Source organism: Allomuricauda sp. R78024 (assembly GCF_044596045.1).
Lineage (GTDB): Bacteria > Bacteroidota > Bacteroidia > Flavobacteriales > Flavobacteriaceae > Flagellimonas.
Window position 1 is genome coordinate 3,542,875 of the sequence record NZ_CP138995.1, and the last position, 15,794, is coordinate 3,558,668.

The 15,794-nt window shown below is 36.2% G+C and carries 14 protein-coding genes; 11 read left to right on the plus strand and 3 right to left on the minus strand.

Translation table 11 applies throughout. The features are described 5' to 3' along the window. The first annotated feature begins 112 nt into the window (after nt 1-112). Together SJY44_RS16005 and SJY44_RS16010 are read left to right on the plus strand one after the other, a co-directional pair. Nucleotides 113-2,350 (plus strand): polyribonucleotide nucleotidyltransferase, encoded by a 2,238-nt coding sequence (locus SJY44_RS16005; RefSeq protein WP_396590475.1) that lies wholly within the window; start codon nt 113-115, stop codon nt 2,348-2,350. A 167-nt stretch (nt 2,351-2,517) separates the two neighbouring features. Then, nucleotides 2,518-3,381 (plus strand): RNA polymerase sigma factor RpoD/SigA, encoded by an 864-nt coding sequence (locus tag SJY44_RS16010; protein WP_055393867.1) that lies wholly within the window; start codon nt 2,518-2,520, stop codon nt 3,379-3,381. A 303-nt stretch (nt 3,382-3,684) separates the two neighbouring features. On the opposite strand, the gene SJY44_RS16015 is transcribed toward SJY44_RS16010, so the two are convergent. From SJY44_RS16015 to SJY44_RS16025, 3 genes are all read right to left on the minus strand, one after another. After that, nucleotides 3,685-3,990 carry a hypothetical protein gene (locus SJY44_RS16015; RefSeq protein WP_298930113.1) on the minus strand — a complete coding sequence of 102 codons (306 nt, stop codon included), beginning with the start codon at nt 3,988-3,990 and terminating at the stop codon, nt 3,685-3,687. A gap of 683 nt (nt 3,991-4,673) precedes the next feature. Then, a complete protein-coding gene (locus SJY44_RS16020; RefSeq protein ID WP_396590476.1) occupies nt 4,674-5,231 on the minus strand; it encodes a hypothetical protein in 558 nt (185 codons plus the stop codon). Between the two features lie 49 nt (nt 5,232-5,280). Further along, the gene (locus tag SJY44_RS16025; RefSeq protein ID WP_298930118.1) at nt 5,281-5,442 is read right to left on the minus strand and encodes a hypothetical protein; all 162 of its coding nucleotides are present in this window, start codon (nt 5,440-5,442) and stop codon (nt 5,281-5,283) included. 361 nt (nt 5,443-5,803) lie between these two features. Between SJY44_RS16025 and SJY44_RS16030 the strand changes: the two genes are divergently transcribed. The 9 genes from SJY44_RS16030 (at nt 5,804) to SJY44_RS16070 (ending at nt 15,725) form a co-directional block, all read left to right on the plus strand. After that, nucleotides 5,804-6,871: a sensor histidine kinase gene (locus tag SJY44_RS16030; protein WP_396590477.1), complete on the plus strand. Its 1,068-nt coding sequence runs from the start codon at nt 5,804-5,806 to the stop codon at nt 6,869-6,871. Between the two features lie 15 nt (nt 6,872-6,886). Next, nucleotides 6,887-7,639, plus strand: a complete 753-nt coding sequence (locus SJY44_RS16035) for a LytR/AlgR family response regulator transcription factor (RefSeq protein WP_396590478.1) — start codon at nt 6,887-6,889, stop codon at nt 7,637-7,639. A 200-nt stretch (nt 7,640-7,839) separates the two neighbouring features. Continuing rightward, entirely contained in the window at nt 7,840-10,053 is a 2,214-nt protein-coding gene (locus SJY44_RS16040; RefSeq protein WP_396590479.1) for a DUF5916 domain-containing protein, read from the plus strand. A gap of 141 nt (nt 10,054-10,194) precedes the next feature. After that, nucleotides 10,195-10,974, plus strand: coding sequence for a leishmanolysin-related zinc metalloendopeptidase (locus SJY44_RS16045; protein WP_396590480.1), 780 nt, complete (start codon nt 10,195-10,197; stop codon nt 10,972-10,974). Nucleotides 10,975-11,066: 92 nt separating this feature from the next. After that, nucleotides 11,067-11,519 (plus strand): tRNA (cytidine(34)-2'-O)-methyltransferase, encoded by a 453-nt coding sequence (locus SJY44_RS16050; RefSeq protein WP_298930129.1) that lies wholly within the window; start codon nt 11,067-11,069, stop codon nt 11,517-11,519. A gap of 77 nt (nt 11,520-11,596) precedes the next feature. Further along, nucleotides 11,597-12,652: a helix-turn-helix domain-containing protein gene (locus SJY44_RS16055; RefSeq protein ID WP_396590481.1), complete on the plus strand. Its 1,056-nt coding sequence runs from the start codon at nt 11,597-11,599 to the stop codon at nt 12,650-12,652. Nucleotides 12,653-12,727: 75 nt separating this feature from the next. Then, entirely contained in the window at nt 12,728-13,531 is an 804-nt protein-coding gene (locus SJY44_RS16060; RefSeq protein WP_396590482.1) for a type 1 glutamine amidotransferase domain-containing protein, read from the plus strand. After that, entirely contained in the window at nt 13,528-13,947 is a 420-nt protein-coding gene (locus SJY44_RS16065) for a nuclear transport factor 2 family protein (RefSeq protein WP_396590483.1), read from the plus strand. Before SJY44_RS16060 ends, SJY44_RS16065 begins: the two co-directional genes overlap by 4 nt. Continuing rightward, on the plus strand, nt 13,944-15,725 hold the full coding sequence (locus SJY44_RS16070; protein WP_396590484.1) for a serine hydrolase domain-containing protein: 1,782 nt from the start codon (nt 13,944-13,946) through the stop codon (nt 15,723-15,725). The genes SJY44_RS16065 and SJY44_RS16070 overlap by 4 nt, the downstream gene beginning before the upstream one ends. The last annotated feature ends 69 nt before the right edge of the window (nt 15,726-15,794 follow it).

Consider the following 15,794-nt stretch of genomic DNA (forward strand, 5'->3'; position numbering starts at 1 on the left):
TCATTGGTCAGTGCCACAGGCACACACAACAACAACACAACCCGACCGTCCGGATGACGGTAGACCAAATGTTTAACGACCTGTAAATTTTAGACGGGTCAAGATATTTTTTATGATTCCAAAAACTTTTAGAGAGGTCATTGACCTTGGTGACGGTAGAGAGATTTCTATTGAAACCGGAAAATTGGCAAAACAGGCCCATGGTTCTGTTGTTGTCCAGTCAGGCAAGTGTATGTTATTATGTACAGTTGTTTCCAATTACAAACAAAGCGATGTTGATTTTTTACCTCTTACGGTAGATTATCGCGAAAAATTTGCGGCCGCTGGGCGTTACCCGGGCGGTTTCTTCAAACGTGAAGCTCGCCCTAGTGATGGTGAAGTTTTAACCATGCGTTTGGTTGATAGGGTTTTACGGCCATTATTCCCAAAAGATTATCATTCTGAAACTCAGGTGATGATTCAATTAATGTCTCATGATGAAGATGTAATGCCAGATGCAATGGCAGGTCTTGCTGCATCTGCTGCAATTCAGTTATCAGATTTTCCATTTGAGTGTGCTATTTCAGAAGCTAGAGTTGGGCGTGTTAACGGTGAGTTCATCATTAACCCAACTAGAGAACAGTTAAAAGAATCCGACATTGATATGATGATCGGTGCTTCTGCTGATTCTGTAATGATGGTAGAAGGAGAAATGGAAGAGATTTCTGAAGAAGAAATGACCGAAGCCATCAAATTTGCGCACGAAGCAATAAAAGTACAATGTGCTGCCCAAGTAAAATTGGCTGAAGCTTTCGGAAAGAAAGAAGTACGAGAGTACGAGCCAGAAAGAGAAGATGAGGATTTAGCCAAAAAAGTACATGACCTAGCTTATGATAAGGTTTATGCCGTTGCCAAAGCAGGTTCTGCAAAGCATGAGCGTAGTGCTGCTTTTGATGCTATCAAAGAGGAAATTAAAGCTACTTTTTCTGAAGAAGAATTGGAAGATTTTGGAGGTTTAGTATCAAAATACTTCTACAAAGCAGAAAAAGCTGCAGTAAGAGATTTAACGCTAAATGATGGTCTAAGGTTAGACGGTAGAAAAACCGATGAAATCAGACCAATCTGGTGTGAGATTGACTATTTACCATCTGTTCATGGTTCATCTATCTTTACAAGAGGTGAAACTCAAGCATTGGCTACGGTAACCCTAGGAACTTCAAGAGAAGCCAATAAGATAGACATGCCATCTTATGAAGGCGAAGAAACGTTCTATCTACACTATAACTTCCCTCCTTTTTCAACAGGAGAAGCAAGACCAATACGTGGTACATCACGTAGAGAAGTAGGTCACGGAAACTTGGCACAACGTGCATTAAAAGGAATGATTCCTGAAGATTGTCCATATACCGTAAGAGTTGTTTCTGAAGTATTGGAATCTAACGGTTCATCTTCTATGGCAACTGTTTGTTCTGGTACAATGGCATTGATGGATGCGGGTATTCAATTGAAAAAACCTGTTTCAGGTATCGCAATGGGATTGATTTCCGATGCTGATTCAGGAAAATATGCAGTTTTATCCGATATTTTAGGTGATGAAGATCACTTAGGGGATATGGACTTTAAAGTTACTGGAACCGCTGATGGTATTACTGCCTGTCAAATGGATATCAAAGTAAAAGGCCTTTCCTATGAGATTTTGGTCAATGCATTGATTCAAGCTAAAGAGGGTAGATTACATATCCTTGAAAAACTGACTGACACTATCGCCGCACCTAATGCTGATGTAAAAACATACGCACCAAAAATCGTTACCAAAATTATTCCAGGAGAATATATTGGTGCAGTTATTGGTTCTGGTGGAAAAGTGATTCAAGAACTACAAAAAGAAACCAATACCACTATTGTTATTAATGAAGACCCGGATACTGAAGAAGGTATTGTTGAAATCTTGGGTACAGGTCAAGAAGGTATCGATGCAGTAATTGCAAAAATCGAGGCATTGATGTTCAAGCCTGAAGTTGGTAGCGTTTACGAAGTAAAAGTTATCAAAATGTTGGACTTTGGTGCTGTAGTTGAATATGCTGAAGCTCCTGGTAACGAAGTGTTACTTCATGTTTCTGAGTTAGCTTGGGAACGCACAGAAAATGTTACCGATGTTGTAAACATGGGAGATGTCTTTGATGTAAAATACTTTGGTCTGGATCCTAGAACCAGAAAAGAGAAGGTTTCCAGAAAAGCTTTGCTTCCAAAACCTGAAGGATATGTTGAACGACCACCAAGAAATGATAGAGGTGGAGATCGCAGAGGTGGTGACCGTAGAGGCGGTGACCGCAGAGGTGGTGATAGAGATAGAAAACCTAGAAGAGACTAACAAATTAGTTAGAATATTATAGCCTAAAACGCCCAAGGATTTCTCCTTGGGCGTTTTGCTTTTAAGAAAAAAATCCAAATAAGTTTTGTCAAATTGTAACTTTTTGCGTTTTCCTACGTATAACTTAATGAGCTTCGGTTCACAAACTTAATTTGAAGGGAAATTAAATGAGACAGTTAAAAATCACAAAACAGGTTACCAATAGGGAAACCGCTTCGTTAGACAAATATTTACAGGAAATCGGTAAAGTTGATTTAATCACGGCCGATGAAGAAGTAGAATTGGCACAGCGAATTAAAGCGGGCGACCAAATAGCCTTGGAAAAATTAACTAAAGCCAACCTTAGATTCGTGGTTTCTGTTGCAAAGCAGTATCAAAACCAAGGATTGACCCTTCCTGATTTAATAAATGAAGGAAACCTAGGACTGATCAAAGCAGCACAGCGTTTTGATGAAACCCGTGGATTTAAATTTATATCATATGCAGTTTGGTGGATTCGTCAGTCCATTCTGCAAGCCTTGGCAGAACAATCACGTATTGTACGTTTGCCTTTGAACAAAATTGGTTCTATTAACAAAATCAATAAAACCTTTGCTTTCTTAGAGCAGGCACATGAACGTATTCCATCTGCAGAGGAAATTGCCAAGGAATTGGACATGACCGTTGAAGATGTTAAGCAATCGCTGAAAAACTCAGGTCGTCATGTATCTATGGATGCTCCATTGATTGATGGTGAGGATTCCAATTTGTACGATGTATTGCGAAGTGGAGAATCTCCAAATCCAGATAAAGATTTATTACACGAATCTTTACGTACGGAAATTGAGCGCGCATTGGAAACATTGACACCAAGAGAAGCAGACGTTATCCGCTTATATTTTGGTTTAGCAGGTCAACATTCCATGACTTTAGAAGAAATCGGTGAAACTTTTGATCTAACAAGAGAGCGTGTTCGCCAAATAAAAGAAAAAGCAATTAGAAGGTTAAAGCATACTTCTAGAAGTAAGATTTTAAAGACATATTTGGGATAATCCTAAGATTATCCACACAAATTACAGTTAAACATACCTTAAATTTGTTTTTTGGCAGGAAAGTTGTAATTTGTAATCCTACAACAGTTTATCATGACTGTTCGTTTTTTGATTGATGAATAAACTCCGGCTGATTACCGGAGTTTTTTCATTTATAAAGGTTCTATTTCTGTGAAGAAATGGTATAGTAAGGAGATTTAAAAGACAACGGTCTGACAGACCCAAAAGTGAAAATCCCAAACCACAAAGAAGTTAATCCTATAAGGGTTCCAAATTAAGCAAGTTAGAATGATAGCCTAGCATCTAGATAAATCTTCTCCTTTTTTTTCTTTCTGAATGATATATGTCCCTTGCAAATTTACCCGCTAATATTGCCAGGCTTCGACGAGTGAACTTCAATCTGTTCTCAGTGCTTAAAAAGTGGTACCGATCGTTATAGTAATAACTGAACAAAGCCCAAAAACCTTGATTGAGCTCTTGGGAATGAATCATCACTGTTCCAAGATTGCTGAAATAAAAACCTTGTTCATAAACTAAATCGTTATGAACCACTGATATAATATCTGCATAGGGACTCTTGTGTGGAATGGAAAATTTTGATTTTGTCATAAATTCTTCAGGTTAATTCACTGCCAGAATTAATCTGAAGTATGGGAGGATAGGCAATGTATGAATTTGAACATTGAAATTCAATTGTTTGTCAATACTCTCTACATTTTTTTGCTCTAACTTTCTCTTTTGAAGCTTTTGTTCTAAAGCATATCTGGGTTACCGAATCTGATTCCCATAATACTTTGACTTTACTGTTTCAAACTACTCATCTTTCATTTTCAAAAAATTGATTTATACATTCGTAACACTCATTATCATTACACACTTTAAAACAAATTTTTAATTCTATTTGTTATTTTGTTCACTTCAAACTTAATCTCATACATACAATATTGGTGGGCACTATTGGCGGTAAATTATATAGCTATTAGTAGAAAAACACAGATATTAGGATATATTAGCTGATAAGGGTAGATTGAATGTTGTAGACAATTGACAGGTAAGTAACTATTATAGCATGATTTTTGAAAAACCACTTAAGAACAAATTAGTTTTAAGTTATGGTCTAACCAATGATATTGGTTATAAAAAGATTGAAAAGAAATTTTCGATGCTGTCAACAAAATAAATTACATTTAAAATAGAAATTGAAAAATTAAGGTAATAGGAACGCCTGAGAACAAATTTGGCTGTAAATTCTTTATAGGGCACTTCATTAAATAACAGCTGAAAAAAGGCTGTTAACAATCGACTTTACTCGCTTTTTCTCGTATACTTTTATCAAGACTTGCTATTATTTGTTCTCTCTCAATTTTCAATTTCGCATTGATTTGCTTTCTTAAGTTTTGCTCAATATTATAATCATCAAGTAATTCCAACTTTTTGAAGTTTTTTAACAACCCCCAAATATGAACATTGTTCAGTTCAACAAAGAAGTCAATAATCACGGTTCTTAATTCTCGTACATTGGTTATTTCCTTAGAGAGAAATGAGATAAATCCAATATATAAAATTGTGCTTATTATTGCCATTGTAATGCTACCGATGATTTCTACCATCTCTGTAAAATACTTGCTATCCAAAAAAGTCCAGCAAACAAAATAGAATCCAGATACTATCGTAAATGAGGAAATAATCCGAAATACTTTTTTTGAAAGTGAGTTTTTTGAATGATATGTAGCAGAAACCCAAATAATGGCTCCAATGGAAATTGTTGAAAGTTCGTTGCCCCATACCCACAAAAGGGAGGACAACGATGTATAGCCGTTAAAATCAATAGCAACATCGTTGTCCTTCATGAAAAAGATATATGCAAACTTCATGAAAATTCCCATAAAGGCCAATGCACTAATCGTTACTACCTGGCGGTCTGGTTTTTTTGTCAGGTGAAAGAATGTCAACATCTGTGACAATTGATTTCTCTTCTTCATCAATGGATGAGATTTCGCAAGAAACTGCCATGACAGTTATCCCGATTAACAATAAGGTTTTCGATACTACTCTTTTCATAATAAGAAAATTTAAGGGTTTAAAACCATTAAACTACCTCATTTTGTGCAGGTTGATACAAGTTGAGGAAGTACTTATCAACAGCGTCTGCTTAAAAAGAGACTGCAATATACATAGGGGTCCTGACATTGCATTACAGGAAATACTTAAAAAAATTAAGGATTTTATTGTTAAGAAAATTACAATGAACTTAAAAGAAAACAGCAGATATAATCTGCAACACTTCTGTAAAGAAAGGAACATTCAACTTCAAAAACCTGTTGTCTACGGCTGTTTTCGTTAAATTTTCATCCTATTTTGTAATTTCATTCCCCAAAATTACATTTGGACCTCCTTGCTATGAGAAGAAACTTCATCCAGCATGATTGAACAACAGCAATACGCAAAATACCGGATCCACTATCACATCCTATTCTGGTTGGCGTATATCCTGTTCTATACCGTTTTTTGGGGTAGTTATGACGGAAATTATTATTGCGATCAATTTCTACAGCTCCTGTTTCTATTACCCTGGAAGATAATTCCGACCTACATCACGCTTTATTATTTAATGCCCAGGTATCTGTATCCAAAGAAGATTGTGACCTACATCGTACTTTCCTTGATATTGGGCATTTCAATGGCTTTAATTGATAGATACATGAACTGGCGCTATCTCTATCGCTGGTTTCAATATGAAGAAGGGTACTGGAAAGACCCTGTATGGTATGCCCCTAAAGTCTTTAACTCGCTACTTAGGGTTTACATTCCTGTTTTTGTGGCCATGGCCATTAAATTACAACGCTTCATCTTCCAAAAAGACCAGATAAACAAAGCTTTGGAAAAAGAAAAAGTGGAAACAGAACTAAAGTTCCTCAAAGCCCAAATACATCCGCATTTCCTTTTTAACACCCTAAATAGCATCTATTCCCTTTCCCTAGCTAAATCTGCCGAAACACCTGATGCCGTACTGGGTTTATCTAAATTTTTGGATTATATGCTCTATGAGTGTAATGACCGCTTAATCACGGTAGATAAGGAATGGGAACAATTAATGAATCTGGTGGAACTGGAAAGATTACGATATGGTGAACACCTAACCATATCTACAGTAATAAAGGACGACAATAAGGAAAGCCTAATCCCTCCATTACTTTTATTGCCATTTGTAGAAAATGCGTTCAAACATGGCGCAGATACCTTAATTAGCGATTCTTGGATCAACATAGACCTTAAACTCGAGAACCAACAACTACAATTTATGGTGGAAAATAGCAAAGCTTCCTCAGAAAGTAGTGGAAATTTAGATGGTGATAAAAATATTGGTCTCAAAAACGTAAAACGCAGGTTAGCCTTATTTTTCCCAGAAAAACACCGGTTAAAAGTTTTAGAAGAGCCTGATAGTTTTTTAGTGAAACTGGAAATTGATTTAAGTGGAATAAGTTCTTAAATTCATATTCAAGGCATGGATAAAAAAATAAGATGTATTATAGTTGATGACGAGCCTCTTGCTAGAAATGTATTGGAAAACTACGCCGATCAAATTGAACAGTTAGAGGTAGTGGCCGCTTGCACCAATGCCGTTGAAGCTTTTGGACACCTTCAAAAAGAAAATATAGATCTTGTTTTTTTAGATATTAAAATGCCTAAAATCAATGGCTTGGAACTCCTTGAGTCCCTTAACCCCATCCCTTTAGTAGTATTTACAACAGCTTATAGGGAATTCGCCATAAAAGCCTTTGAGCTTGATGCTATAGATTACCTTTTAAAGCCGATTTCTTTAGGTCGCTTTATGAAGACCGTGGCTAAAGCAAACAAATACTTAACAGGGAGTGCTTCTTCACCACAAAATGAAACCCAAACCCAAGAACGTACAAAAGACGATAGGTCAGAAACTGAATCAGAATTACTATATATAAAGACCCAAAGAAAGGTGGTTAAATTGGATTTATCCAATATTCTATATTTGGAAAGCTTGAATGACAAGGTCATTATCCATATTGGATCCCAAGAAGTTACAACTACACAACGCATTGGTTATTTGGCCGAAAAACTACCATCAAAACAGTTTATTAGAATTCATAGGTCCTTTATCGTATCCGCAGAGAAAGTGACTGCATTCAATAGTATTATGGTAGAAATTAATGGAAAAGAGTTACCTATTGGTAGAAATTACCGATCTCAGGCATTAACTATACTTCAAGACCGTTCCAGATAAAGGTGACAAACGTTGTTAAGCATTCCTTAAATCCGTTCCCAGTGCATCTCTCTTCACATTTTCGACAACATTATCTGGCCTTTCGGCGACAAACCGCCACTTAAAGTCATTTACCAGTTTAAAAATGGCATTCCCAAAAAGCATTTGATAATCATTTTAAAGACCGTGTTCTTTGAGTATCATCAAAAAACGAACAGTTTATGAAAATTGTTTTGTCATCATGCTTCTTGCTCATTTCCCTAATTGGCTTTACTCAAAATGGAGAGGGCGATACTAGGTCACTTTTTAAATACACCATCCAAAAAACCGTTGCTCCTATTCAATTAGATGGTATTGCTGGAGAAAATGAGTGGGAAGCGTATGACACTACATCAAGTTTTTACAATCATTGGCCAACAGATACCGGTTATGCAGAAAACCAAACTGAAGTCAAACTTACTTATGACAATCAGAACCTTTATGTTATGGCCAAATGCTATGATAAAGGTAAACGTATCGTTCAGTCCTTAATGCGGGATAACCGCCAAGATTACTGGGACAGTGATAACTTCTCCATTGTATTAGATCCTGTAAACAATAAGCAGAGTGGTTTTTTGTTTGGAGTTACAGCTGGTGGTTCAGAAATAGAAGGCGATTTAACTATTCAAGGATCGCAGACTGATTTTTCTGAAAATTGGGATAACAAATGGACATCCAAAATTGCACAATATGATGATTATTGGATTGTGGAAATGGCCATTCCTTTTAAAACGCTTCGATACAATCCAAACCAAAGTAATTGGGGCATAAATTTTATTCGAGGAGACAAGCAAAATAATGCCTACACTACCTGGACGCTATATCCATTAAATTTTAGTACCGCAAGTATGAATTTCATGGGTACTTTACTATGGGATAGAAGTCCAGAAAAAGCCAAAGGTGCCTTTATTTTCAATCCGTATGTTACCTCGTCTTCTATTAGGGATTTTGAAGACAGTGAACAGTTGGAGGCTGATTTTAATAATGATATTGGTGGAGAAGTTAAAATTGCGTTGACCAGCAATCTTAATCTGGATTTAACATTGTTTCCGGATTTCTCCAATGCTGATGTCGATCAGCAGGTAACAAACATAACCAGATTCAGTATTTTTCTTCCTGAGCAACGAAACTTTTTTCTAGAAAATAGCGATATCTTTTCAAGTTTTGGCAGTTATGATGTTCGACCATTTTTCTCCCGGCGGATTGGAATCAACAATGGTGAACCCACGCCAATAGATTTTGGTGGGCGACTCACTGGGAATGTTACTCCAAGTCTAAGAATTGGTGTAATGAACGTGCAAACACGAAAAACCGATGATTTTGCCGCACAGAACTATAGTGTCGGCGCTTTTCAACAAAAAGTATTGAAACGATCTGTAATCAAGGGTATTTTCATGAATAGACAGGCTACAAGTACTACCCAAGTTTTAGAATATTCCAGAAATGCAGGGCTGGAATTCAGCTATATATCAGAAAGCGGAAAATTAAACACCACTTTTTTATACCATACCTCCTTAACTCCTGAAAACTACAAGGACACCCATTTTTATGGATTTGTCGGCTCCTTTACCTCTAAACGCTTTCGATCTGGGTGGGTTTTTAATGTAATTGGCGATAACTATATTACCGAATTAGGGGTTAATCCAAGGCTCGAAAATTATAATGCCATAACAGAAGAAACCACACGAATGGGCTACACACTGATCAACCCATGGGTTCGGTATCTCACCTTTATCGACGATGAAAGCAAAAAATTGAACTCTCATGGACTTCGCACTTGGCATAACATGTATTTAAATCCTGATGGCTCTTTCAATGAAAGTCAAAATAACTTTGGATGGGATTTTTATTATCGTAATACAGCTAGATTGACCCTATTATCAAGGTATCGCAAGGTAAACCTGATGTTTCCAACTGGCCTTTTGGGTGATGATTATACCCCAATTCCGGTTGGTGATTATTCTTTTCCATGGGCTGAACTACGGTATGATTCTGATGTTAGGAAAACCTTTGTATGGAACACCCGACTCGCCTACGGGGAATTTTTTAATGGTACAAGAATGGGCGCTATGGTCCAAGGTTCTTTTCGACTGCGACCATGGGGAAGTTTTGGAATTACTTATGATTTCAATGATATCCGATTAGCAGACGGTTTTGGTGAAGATCAGTTGCATTTGGTGCGATTCAATGGAGATATCAGTTTTTCCAACAAGTTATTCCTCAGAAATGTACTGCAATACAATACTCAAGGTGATAATCTAAGCGCTTTTTCCCGTCTACAATGGCGATATAGTCCAATGTCAGACATATTTCTAATTTTTAACGAGAATCATGATACCACTGGCTTAGGCATCAAAAACAGGTCCATTGTACTTAAAGTCACCTATTGGCTTTAACACTTTATAACACATTTCTCCATCCTCGTTAACATCGTGTTTACCAATTTGGAACGTAAATATTGTGCGCAGTATTGGTTTTGCATTTAAATGACCTCAGATCATATATCATATTGCACATGAATTTTAAAATTGGAGAAGATGAGTTTTAGCATAGAAGTTAGATTTTTAGGTGGATTGACAGAGAGTCAACAAACAATTTTTGACGAAGCTGCTTGTAGGTGGCAAGAAATTATCACTGGAGATTTACCTTCAGTACAACTGGCAAACGGAGATATCATAGATAATGTAAGAATTGATGCCCAAGGTGCCAGTATTGATGGTGCCTCTGGAATTCTTGGCCAAGCTGGGCCTACACAACTTAGAGCTGGAAGCTTTTTGCCAGCAACAGGCATCATGCGCTTTGATAGTGCTGATTTAGCCCGCTTAGAAGCTGAGAACAGCCTTGTAGATGTTATTATTCATGAAATGGGCCATGTGTTAGGTTTTGGTACGCTTTGGTCTACACAATTTTTAAACCTCATCTCAAATGAAGGCTCAGAAAATCCAGTATTCATAGGTGCAAATGCAATACGTGAATATAATGTTCTAACCAACAATGATGAGTCAAATCCAGTTCCCTTAGCTAATACTGGCGGACCAGGAACTCGCGATGGACATTGGCGTGAACTTACTTTTGATAATGAGTTAATGACCGGGTTTATAGATGATGGCGACAACCCAATAAGCAAATTGTCTATTGCTGCTTTTGAGGATATGGGATACGAAGTTGCCTATAGCGCGGCTAATACCTATACTTTACCTGACCCTATGCAATTGGCTTTAAAAGAACTAAAAGAAAACAATCAGTGTAAAATGTGCAGTAGAAAAATTCTTAGATGTGACCCAATTATACTTCCAGAATCCGCCTACCTCAATTAAACTGAATATTTATTGAAATTGCTTCATTTGGATAAGTTTATTTCAAATCTATTCTATATTTGAACCACATCTGATTTGCGAATTTTCTTCATATGAGTTTTAATATTGTTCTTATAGAGCCTGAGATTCCTACCAATACTGGAAATATTGGCAGACTTGCATTGGCGACAAATTCTCATCTGCATTTGGTAAAACCATTTGGTTTTGAAATCGATGATAAACGACTTAAACGAGCAGGATTAGATTATTGGAAGCATATTTCAATTTCAATTTATGAAAACGAAGCTGATTTTTTTTCCATTCACAAAGACAAAGATTTTGTTTATTTCTCTAGTCACGGAGAAAAGAATCATTGGTCCATACCATATAAAGATGAGTTGTTTTTAGTATTTGGAAAGGAGTCCGTAGGGCTTTCAAAACAAATCATAGAAACCAATAGAGAAAAACTTTACAAGATTCCCCTTTATAGCGATCACATCCGTAGTCTAAATTTAGCAAATGCAGTGAGCATAGTTACCTATGAGGGACTAAGACAGCTTCAATAAGAAATACATACCATTGCAGAGGAAACAAACCTCTTCTAAAATGCTTATTTTTAGATTTAAGAACCTTTTAGTAGTTTATGGAGTTGAATCAAACACTTTTGTTCTTTTTTAGTGCTCTGGGTGCGTTCAATGGTTTGTGTTTGGGAATTTATTTTTTAGGTTTTGCCAAACCAAAGCACATTGCAAACCGGTTTCTTGGACTGCTCCTGTTAATGATGAGTGTTAGGATTGGAAAATCAGTATTTTTCTATTTTAAACCGGACTTATCATTTATTTACTTGCAAATAGGACTCTCAGCCTGTTTTTTTATTGGTCCTTTTCTATATTTCTATATAAAATCCATAGTTCAACCTCAAAGTAACATCCGCAATTATTGGAAGTATCACATTCTTGCCCTACTCCCGATAATAATCATTGTAGGTTATCTGTATCCTTTTGAGACCAATACTGAAATTTGGCGACCATATATTATTCATGGAATTTATCTTCAATGGTTTTTTTATATTATAGCATCAGCTTGGGTTCTCCGAGAAAAATTGGAAAAACTGGTTGATCAACCAAGAAAGTTGAATACTCAAGAAATATGGATTTTAAGTATCCTTGTTGGAAACCTCGCAATTTGGGCAGCATATTTCTTTACTAATTACACGTATTACATTGTAGGTGCATTAACTTTTTCCTTTCTTTTTTACATTCTTATGATATTGGTATTTCTAAATAAGAAAAAAAGTGTCAACCTATTTGTTCCAAATCAAAAATATGCTGATAAAAGGATCAATAATACCCAAGCCGATATACTCATAAAACGCTTAAATCATTTCATGAAAGAAGATGAACCATTTAAAGATGCCAATATAAAGTCTTCAGATTTAGCAAAAAAACTGCAAATCTCGGTTCACCAATTATCACAATTGTTGAATGATAATATGGGTAAGAGTTTTCCTTTGTACATAAACGAACATAGAATTGAAAAAGCACAACAACTGATTGCATCCCATACAAACATTACTTTAGAGACTATTGGCTACGAATGTGGTTTTAACTCAAAATCAACATTTTACACCACTTTTAAAAAATTTACTGGTACTACACCTGCCAAATTCAAAGAGAAGTTGCAGGGTTCATATTTATAAATCCGAACTTCTACTTTATAACCTAAAATCCCAATAAAGGAAGGAAATCTCATATTGCCGATAAAAGTATCCGTAATGAGAAACATCCTTTTTTACATTTTGATTTTTGCGCTATCCCTTAGTTGCAAGAACACGGCAGAAGACACAAATTCAGAGTCAATTAATTCCCAGAACAGCCTCAGTCAAAAAAACAATAGAATTCTATTTGTTGTTTCAAATCAACATACTTATGGAGATACAGATATAAATGCATCCAACCATTTTGCTGAAATAGTTCTGGCCTACGATGTTCTAAAACACAAAGGATATCTTATTGATTTTGTAAGTCCAAAGGGTGGTGCCATACCTATTGGTTATATAAGCACTTCAGATTCTATCCAGAAGAACTATTTATATGATTTTGAGTTCATGGAACTTCTTAAGCATACAAAAAAGCCAGAAGCTATTGTGTCTTCAAACTATGCTGCTGTCTATTTTGGAGGTGGAGGGGCGGCTATGTTCGGTGTACCAGAAAATGAGGCCATACAGAAGATTGCCATGGATATTTATGAAAAAAATGATGGCATTGTCTCTGCTATATGCCATGGTACTGCTGGATTGGTAAACCTTAAAACCATAGACGGAAAATTTCTATATGAAGGAAAAAAAGTTAATGGGTTTCCAGATCAATTTGAAAATATGGAAGCCGAATATTATAAGCAATTCCCCTTCTCAATTGAACAGGAAATTAAAACTCGTGGAGGAGATTTCACCTATTCCAAAGAAGGGTGGGACAATTATTCCATTGCAGATGGAAGGTTAATTACCGGTCAAGACCCAACTGCAGCGGTTTCAGTCGCCAAAAAAATCATTAAAGCTCTAGAAAAAAATACAAAATGAAGAAAACAATGACCTTGTTCCTGTTGTTTGCAGGAATTCTTTTAACGCATTCACAATCTGATATCACAAAAATCAATAAAACGCTCTATGACTATATAGAGGGTACGTCCAATGGTGAACCGGAAAGATTAAAACAAGCTTTTCATGAAGATTTCAATTTATACTTTGTCAAAAATGATTCTCTCCATGTATGGTCTGGAAAACAATACATAGGCAATGTTAAGCCGGGAAGAAAAAGTAATCGTATTGGTAAAGTGTTATCTATTGATTTTGAAGGGAATGCTGCCATTGCAAAAATTGAAATTTTAATGCCAGCAAGAAAACGGATCTACACAGACTATTTAATGCTCTTAAAAGTAAATAGTAAATGGAAAATCATACATAAATCATTCACCTTTAAAAACTACCCTGAATGAAAAATCAAAAATCAACAAGCGTAGCACACCTGTTACTTATAGCATTCATCCAAGGAAAGCAAAAAATGTATCAAAAAATATTTTTTATCATTTTCTTCCTGTTTATAAGTGCAAATGGGCAATCTCAATTATCAAACATAGAGGAACAGCGTATTGACAGTATTTTTAGTGAATGGGACCAAAGCAACAAGCCAGGAGTGGCTGCAGGACTTATTTATGGGGACAACATTCAATATTTAAAAGGGTTTGGCACTGCCAATCTAGAAAGCAATAGAGCCATTGATCAACAGACAAAGTTTCAGGTAGGCCACTTATCCAGACAATTTACGGTTCTGTCTGTCCTGCTTTTAGAAAAAATGGGGAGGTTATCACTTAGTGACTCCGTTCAGAAATTTATTCCCCAACTTCCAAACTATAAACATCCACTAAGGATAGAGCATTTAATCAATCATTCTAGTGGTTTAAATGATTATGAAGTTATTAAAACCCTGCTCGGGAAGGAAGAGGATGATGTATTCACCCATAATGATGCATTGCACCTGATAAGCAGTCAAAAACAGTTAAATTTTATACCAGGCACTCAATTCTCTTACATGCTTTCTAAAACGGAAACTACACTGCTGGCCGAGGTCATTTCAAAGGTCTCAGGTGAATCTTTGACAACTTTTGCAAGGCAACATGTTTTTGAACCTCTAGAAATGCACAATACACTTTTTAATGAAGATTATAACGCCAAGATTCCCAATATGGCATATTCTTATCAAATTGATGGTGAAGGGTTCAAAAACAAAGCGCTGAATTTAAGTAATGCTGGTCCCACAAATTTGTTTACCACTGCAGAAGATCTTTTGAATTGGTATAAGAAATTCACCACCTCAACCAAATCCGAGCTTGTTGAGTTGATACAACAATTGGATAAACCAGTTACTTTAAACGATGGTTCCACCTATAAATCATCATGGGGTCAGATGACATTGGGGCAATCGTTTTTTCATCTAGAACGTGGCCTGCCCGCCTATTGGCAATATGGTTTGGTTGGAGGTTACGGCGCCAATGTATTTCGATTTCCTGAGCAAAACCTTACATCTTTTGTTCTTGGAAACAATGACAGATATAATGGAATGCCTGCTATGCTAATGGCCAATCACTTTATAGAAAAAGAATACCCAGAACCAAGCACTGTCGATATCAGCAAAATAAAATCACAAAAACTAACTGTTTCCAAACTAAAAGAGTACGAGGGACATTATTGGAATTCTGATCGCGCACTTGCAAGGCGATTCTATGTTGAAGGTGATACTTTACGGTATGCCAGATTAGGACAGGATCAAGGGCTTGCAACAATTCCCTTGATAAACGAGGGAGGTTTTCAATTAAAAGTAGAAAGTGATGATATCATTACCTTTTCCTTTACCAAAGAAGATGAACAACAGGTATATGATGTTGCGTCTGGCATAGGCACTCCATATCGATATAAAAAATACCAACCGATCACCTATAATAAAGAGGAATTAAAACAATACACTGGTAGCTTCCATATTAAAGAATTGAACAGCATATATACCTTTAGTATCCAAAATGATACACTAGTTGTGCAAGGCCCTGAAAACCTGGAAATAGAGTTCTTCCCTGTCATAAAAGATGTGTTTAGAAGTAATACCCTTCAATTTGGAAGTATTGTTTTTAAAAGAAATGAAAGTGGAACCATAAACGGGTTTTATATAAACACTGATGGTATTCAAGGTCTTTTTTTTACCAAATTAATAGATTTGGGTTAGTAGTCCAACTTTGCACCCAATAGAGAATCGCAAACGAACCATTTCATTTCGCTACTTTTGTAGAATATT

Excerpts from the sequence above, each read along its gene's own strand:
- SJY44_RS16005 (WP_396590475.1), top strand. The coding sequence starts at position 113 with ATGATTCCAAAAACTTTTAGAGAGGTCATTGACCTTGGTGACGGTAGA.
- SJY44_RS16035 (WP_396590478.1), top strand. The coding sequence starts at position 6,887 with ATGGATAAAAAAATAAGATGTATTATAGTTGATGACGAGCCTCTTGCT.
- SJY44_RS16045 (WP_396590480.1), top strand. The coding sequence starts at position 10,195 with ATGAGTTTTAGCATAGAAGTTAGATTTTTAGGTGGATTGACAGAGAGT.
- SJY44_RS16050 (WP_298930129.1), top strand. The coding sequence starts at position 11,067 with ATGAGTTTTAATATTGTTCTTATAGAGCCTGAGATTCCTACCAATACT.
- SJY44_RS16015 (WP_298930113.1), bottom strand. The coding sequence starts at position 3,990 with ATGACAAAATCAAAATTTTCCATTCCACACAAGAGTCCCTATGCAGAT.
- SJY44_RS16030 (WP_396590477.1), top strand. The coding sequence starts at position 5,804 with ATGATTGAACAACAGCAATACGCAAAATACCGGATCCACTATCACATC.
- SJY44_RS16025 (WP_298930118.1), bottom strand. The coding sequence starts at position 5,442 with ATGAAAAGAGTAGTATCGAAAACCTTATTGTTAATCGGGATAACTGTC.
- SJY44_RS16010 (WP_055393867.1), top strand. The coding sequence starts at position 2,518 with ATGAGACAGTTAAAAATCACAAAACAGGTTACCAATAGGGAAACCGCT.
- SJY44_RS16065 (WP_396590483.1), top strand. The coding sequence starts at position 13,528 with ATGAAGAAAACAATGACCTTGTTCCTGTTGTTTGCAGGAATTCTTTTA.
- SJY44_RS16055 (WP_396590481.1), top strand. The coding sequence starts at position 11,597 with ATGGAGTTGAATCAAACACTTTTGTTCTTTTTTAGTGCTCTGGGTGCG.
- SJY44_RS16040 (WP_396590479.1), top strand. The coding sequence starts at position 7,840 with ATGAAAATTGTTTTGTCATCATGCTTCTTGCTCATTTCCCTAATTGGC.
- SJY44_RS16060 (WP_396590482.1), top strand. The coding sequence starts at position 12,728 with ATGAGAAACATCCTTTTTTACATTTTGATTTTTGCGCTATCCCTTAGT.
- SJY44_RS16020 (WP_396590476.1), bottom strand. The coding sequence starts at position 5,231 with ATGAAGGACAACGATGTTGCTATTGATTTTAACGGCTATACATCGTTG.
- SJY44_RS16070 (WP_396590484.1), top strand. The coding sequence starts at position 13,944 with ATGAAAAATCAAAAATCAACAAGCGTAGCACACCTGTTACTTATAGCA.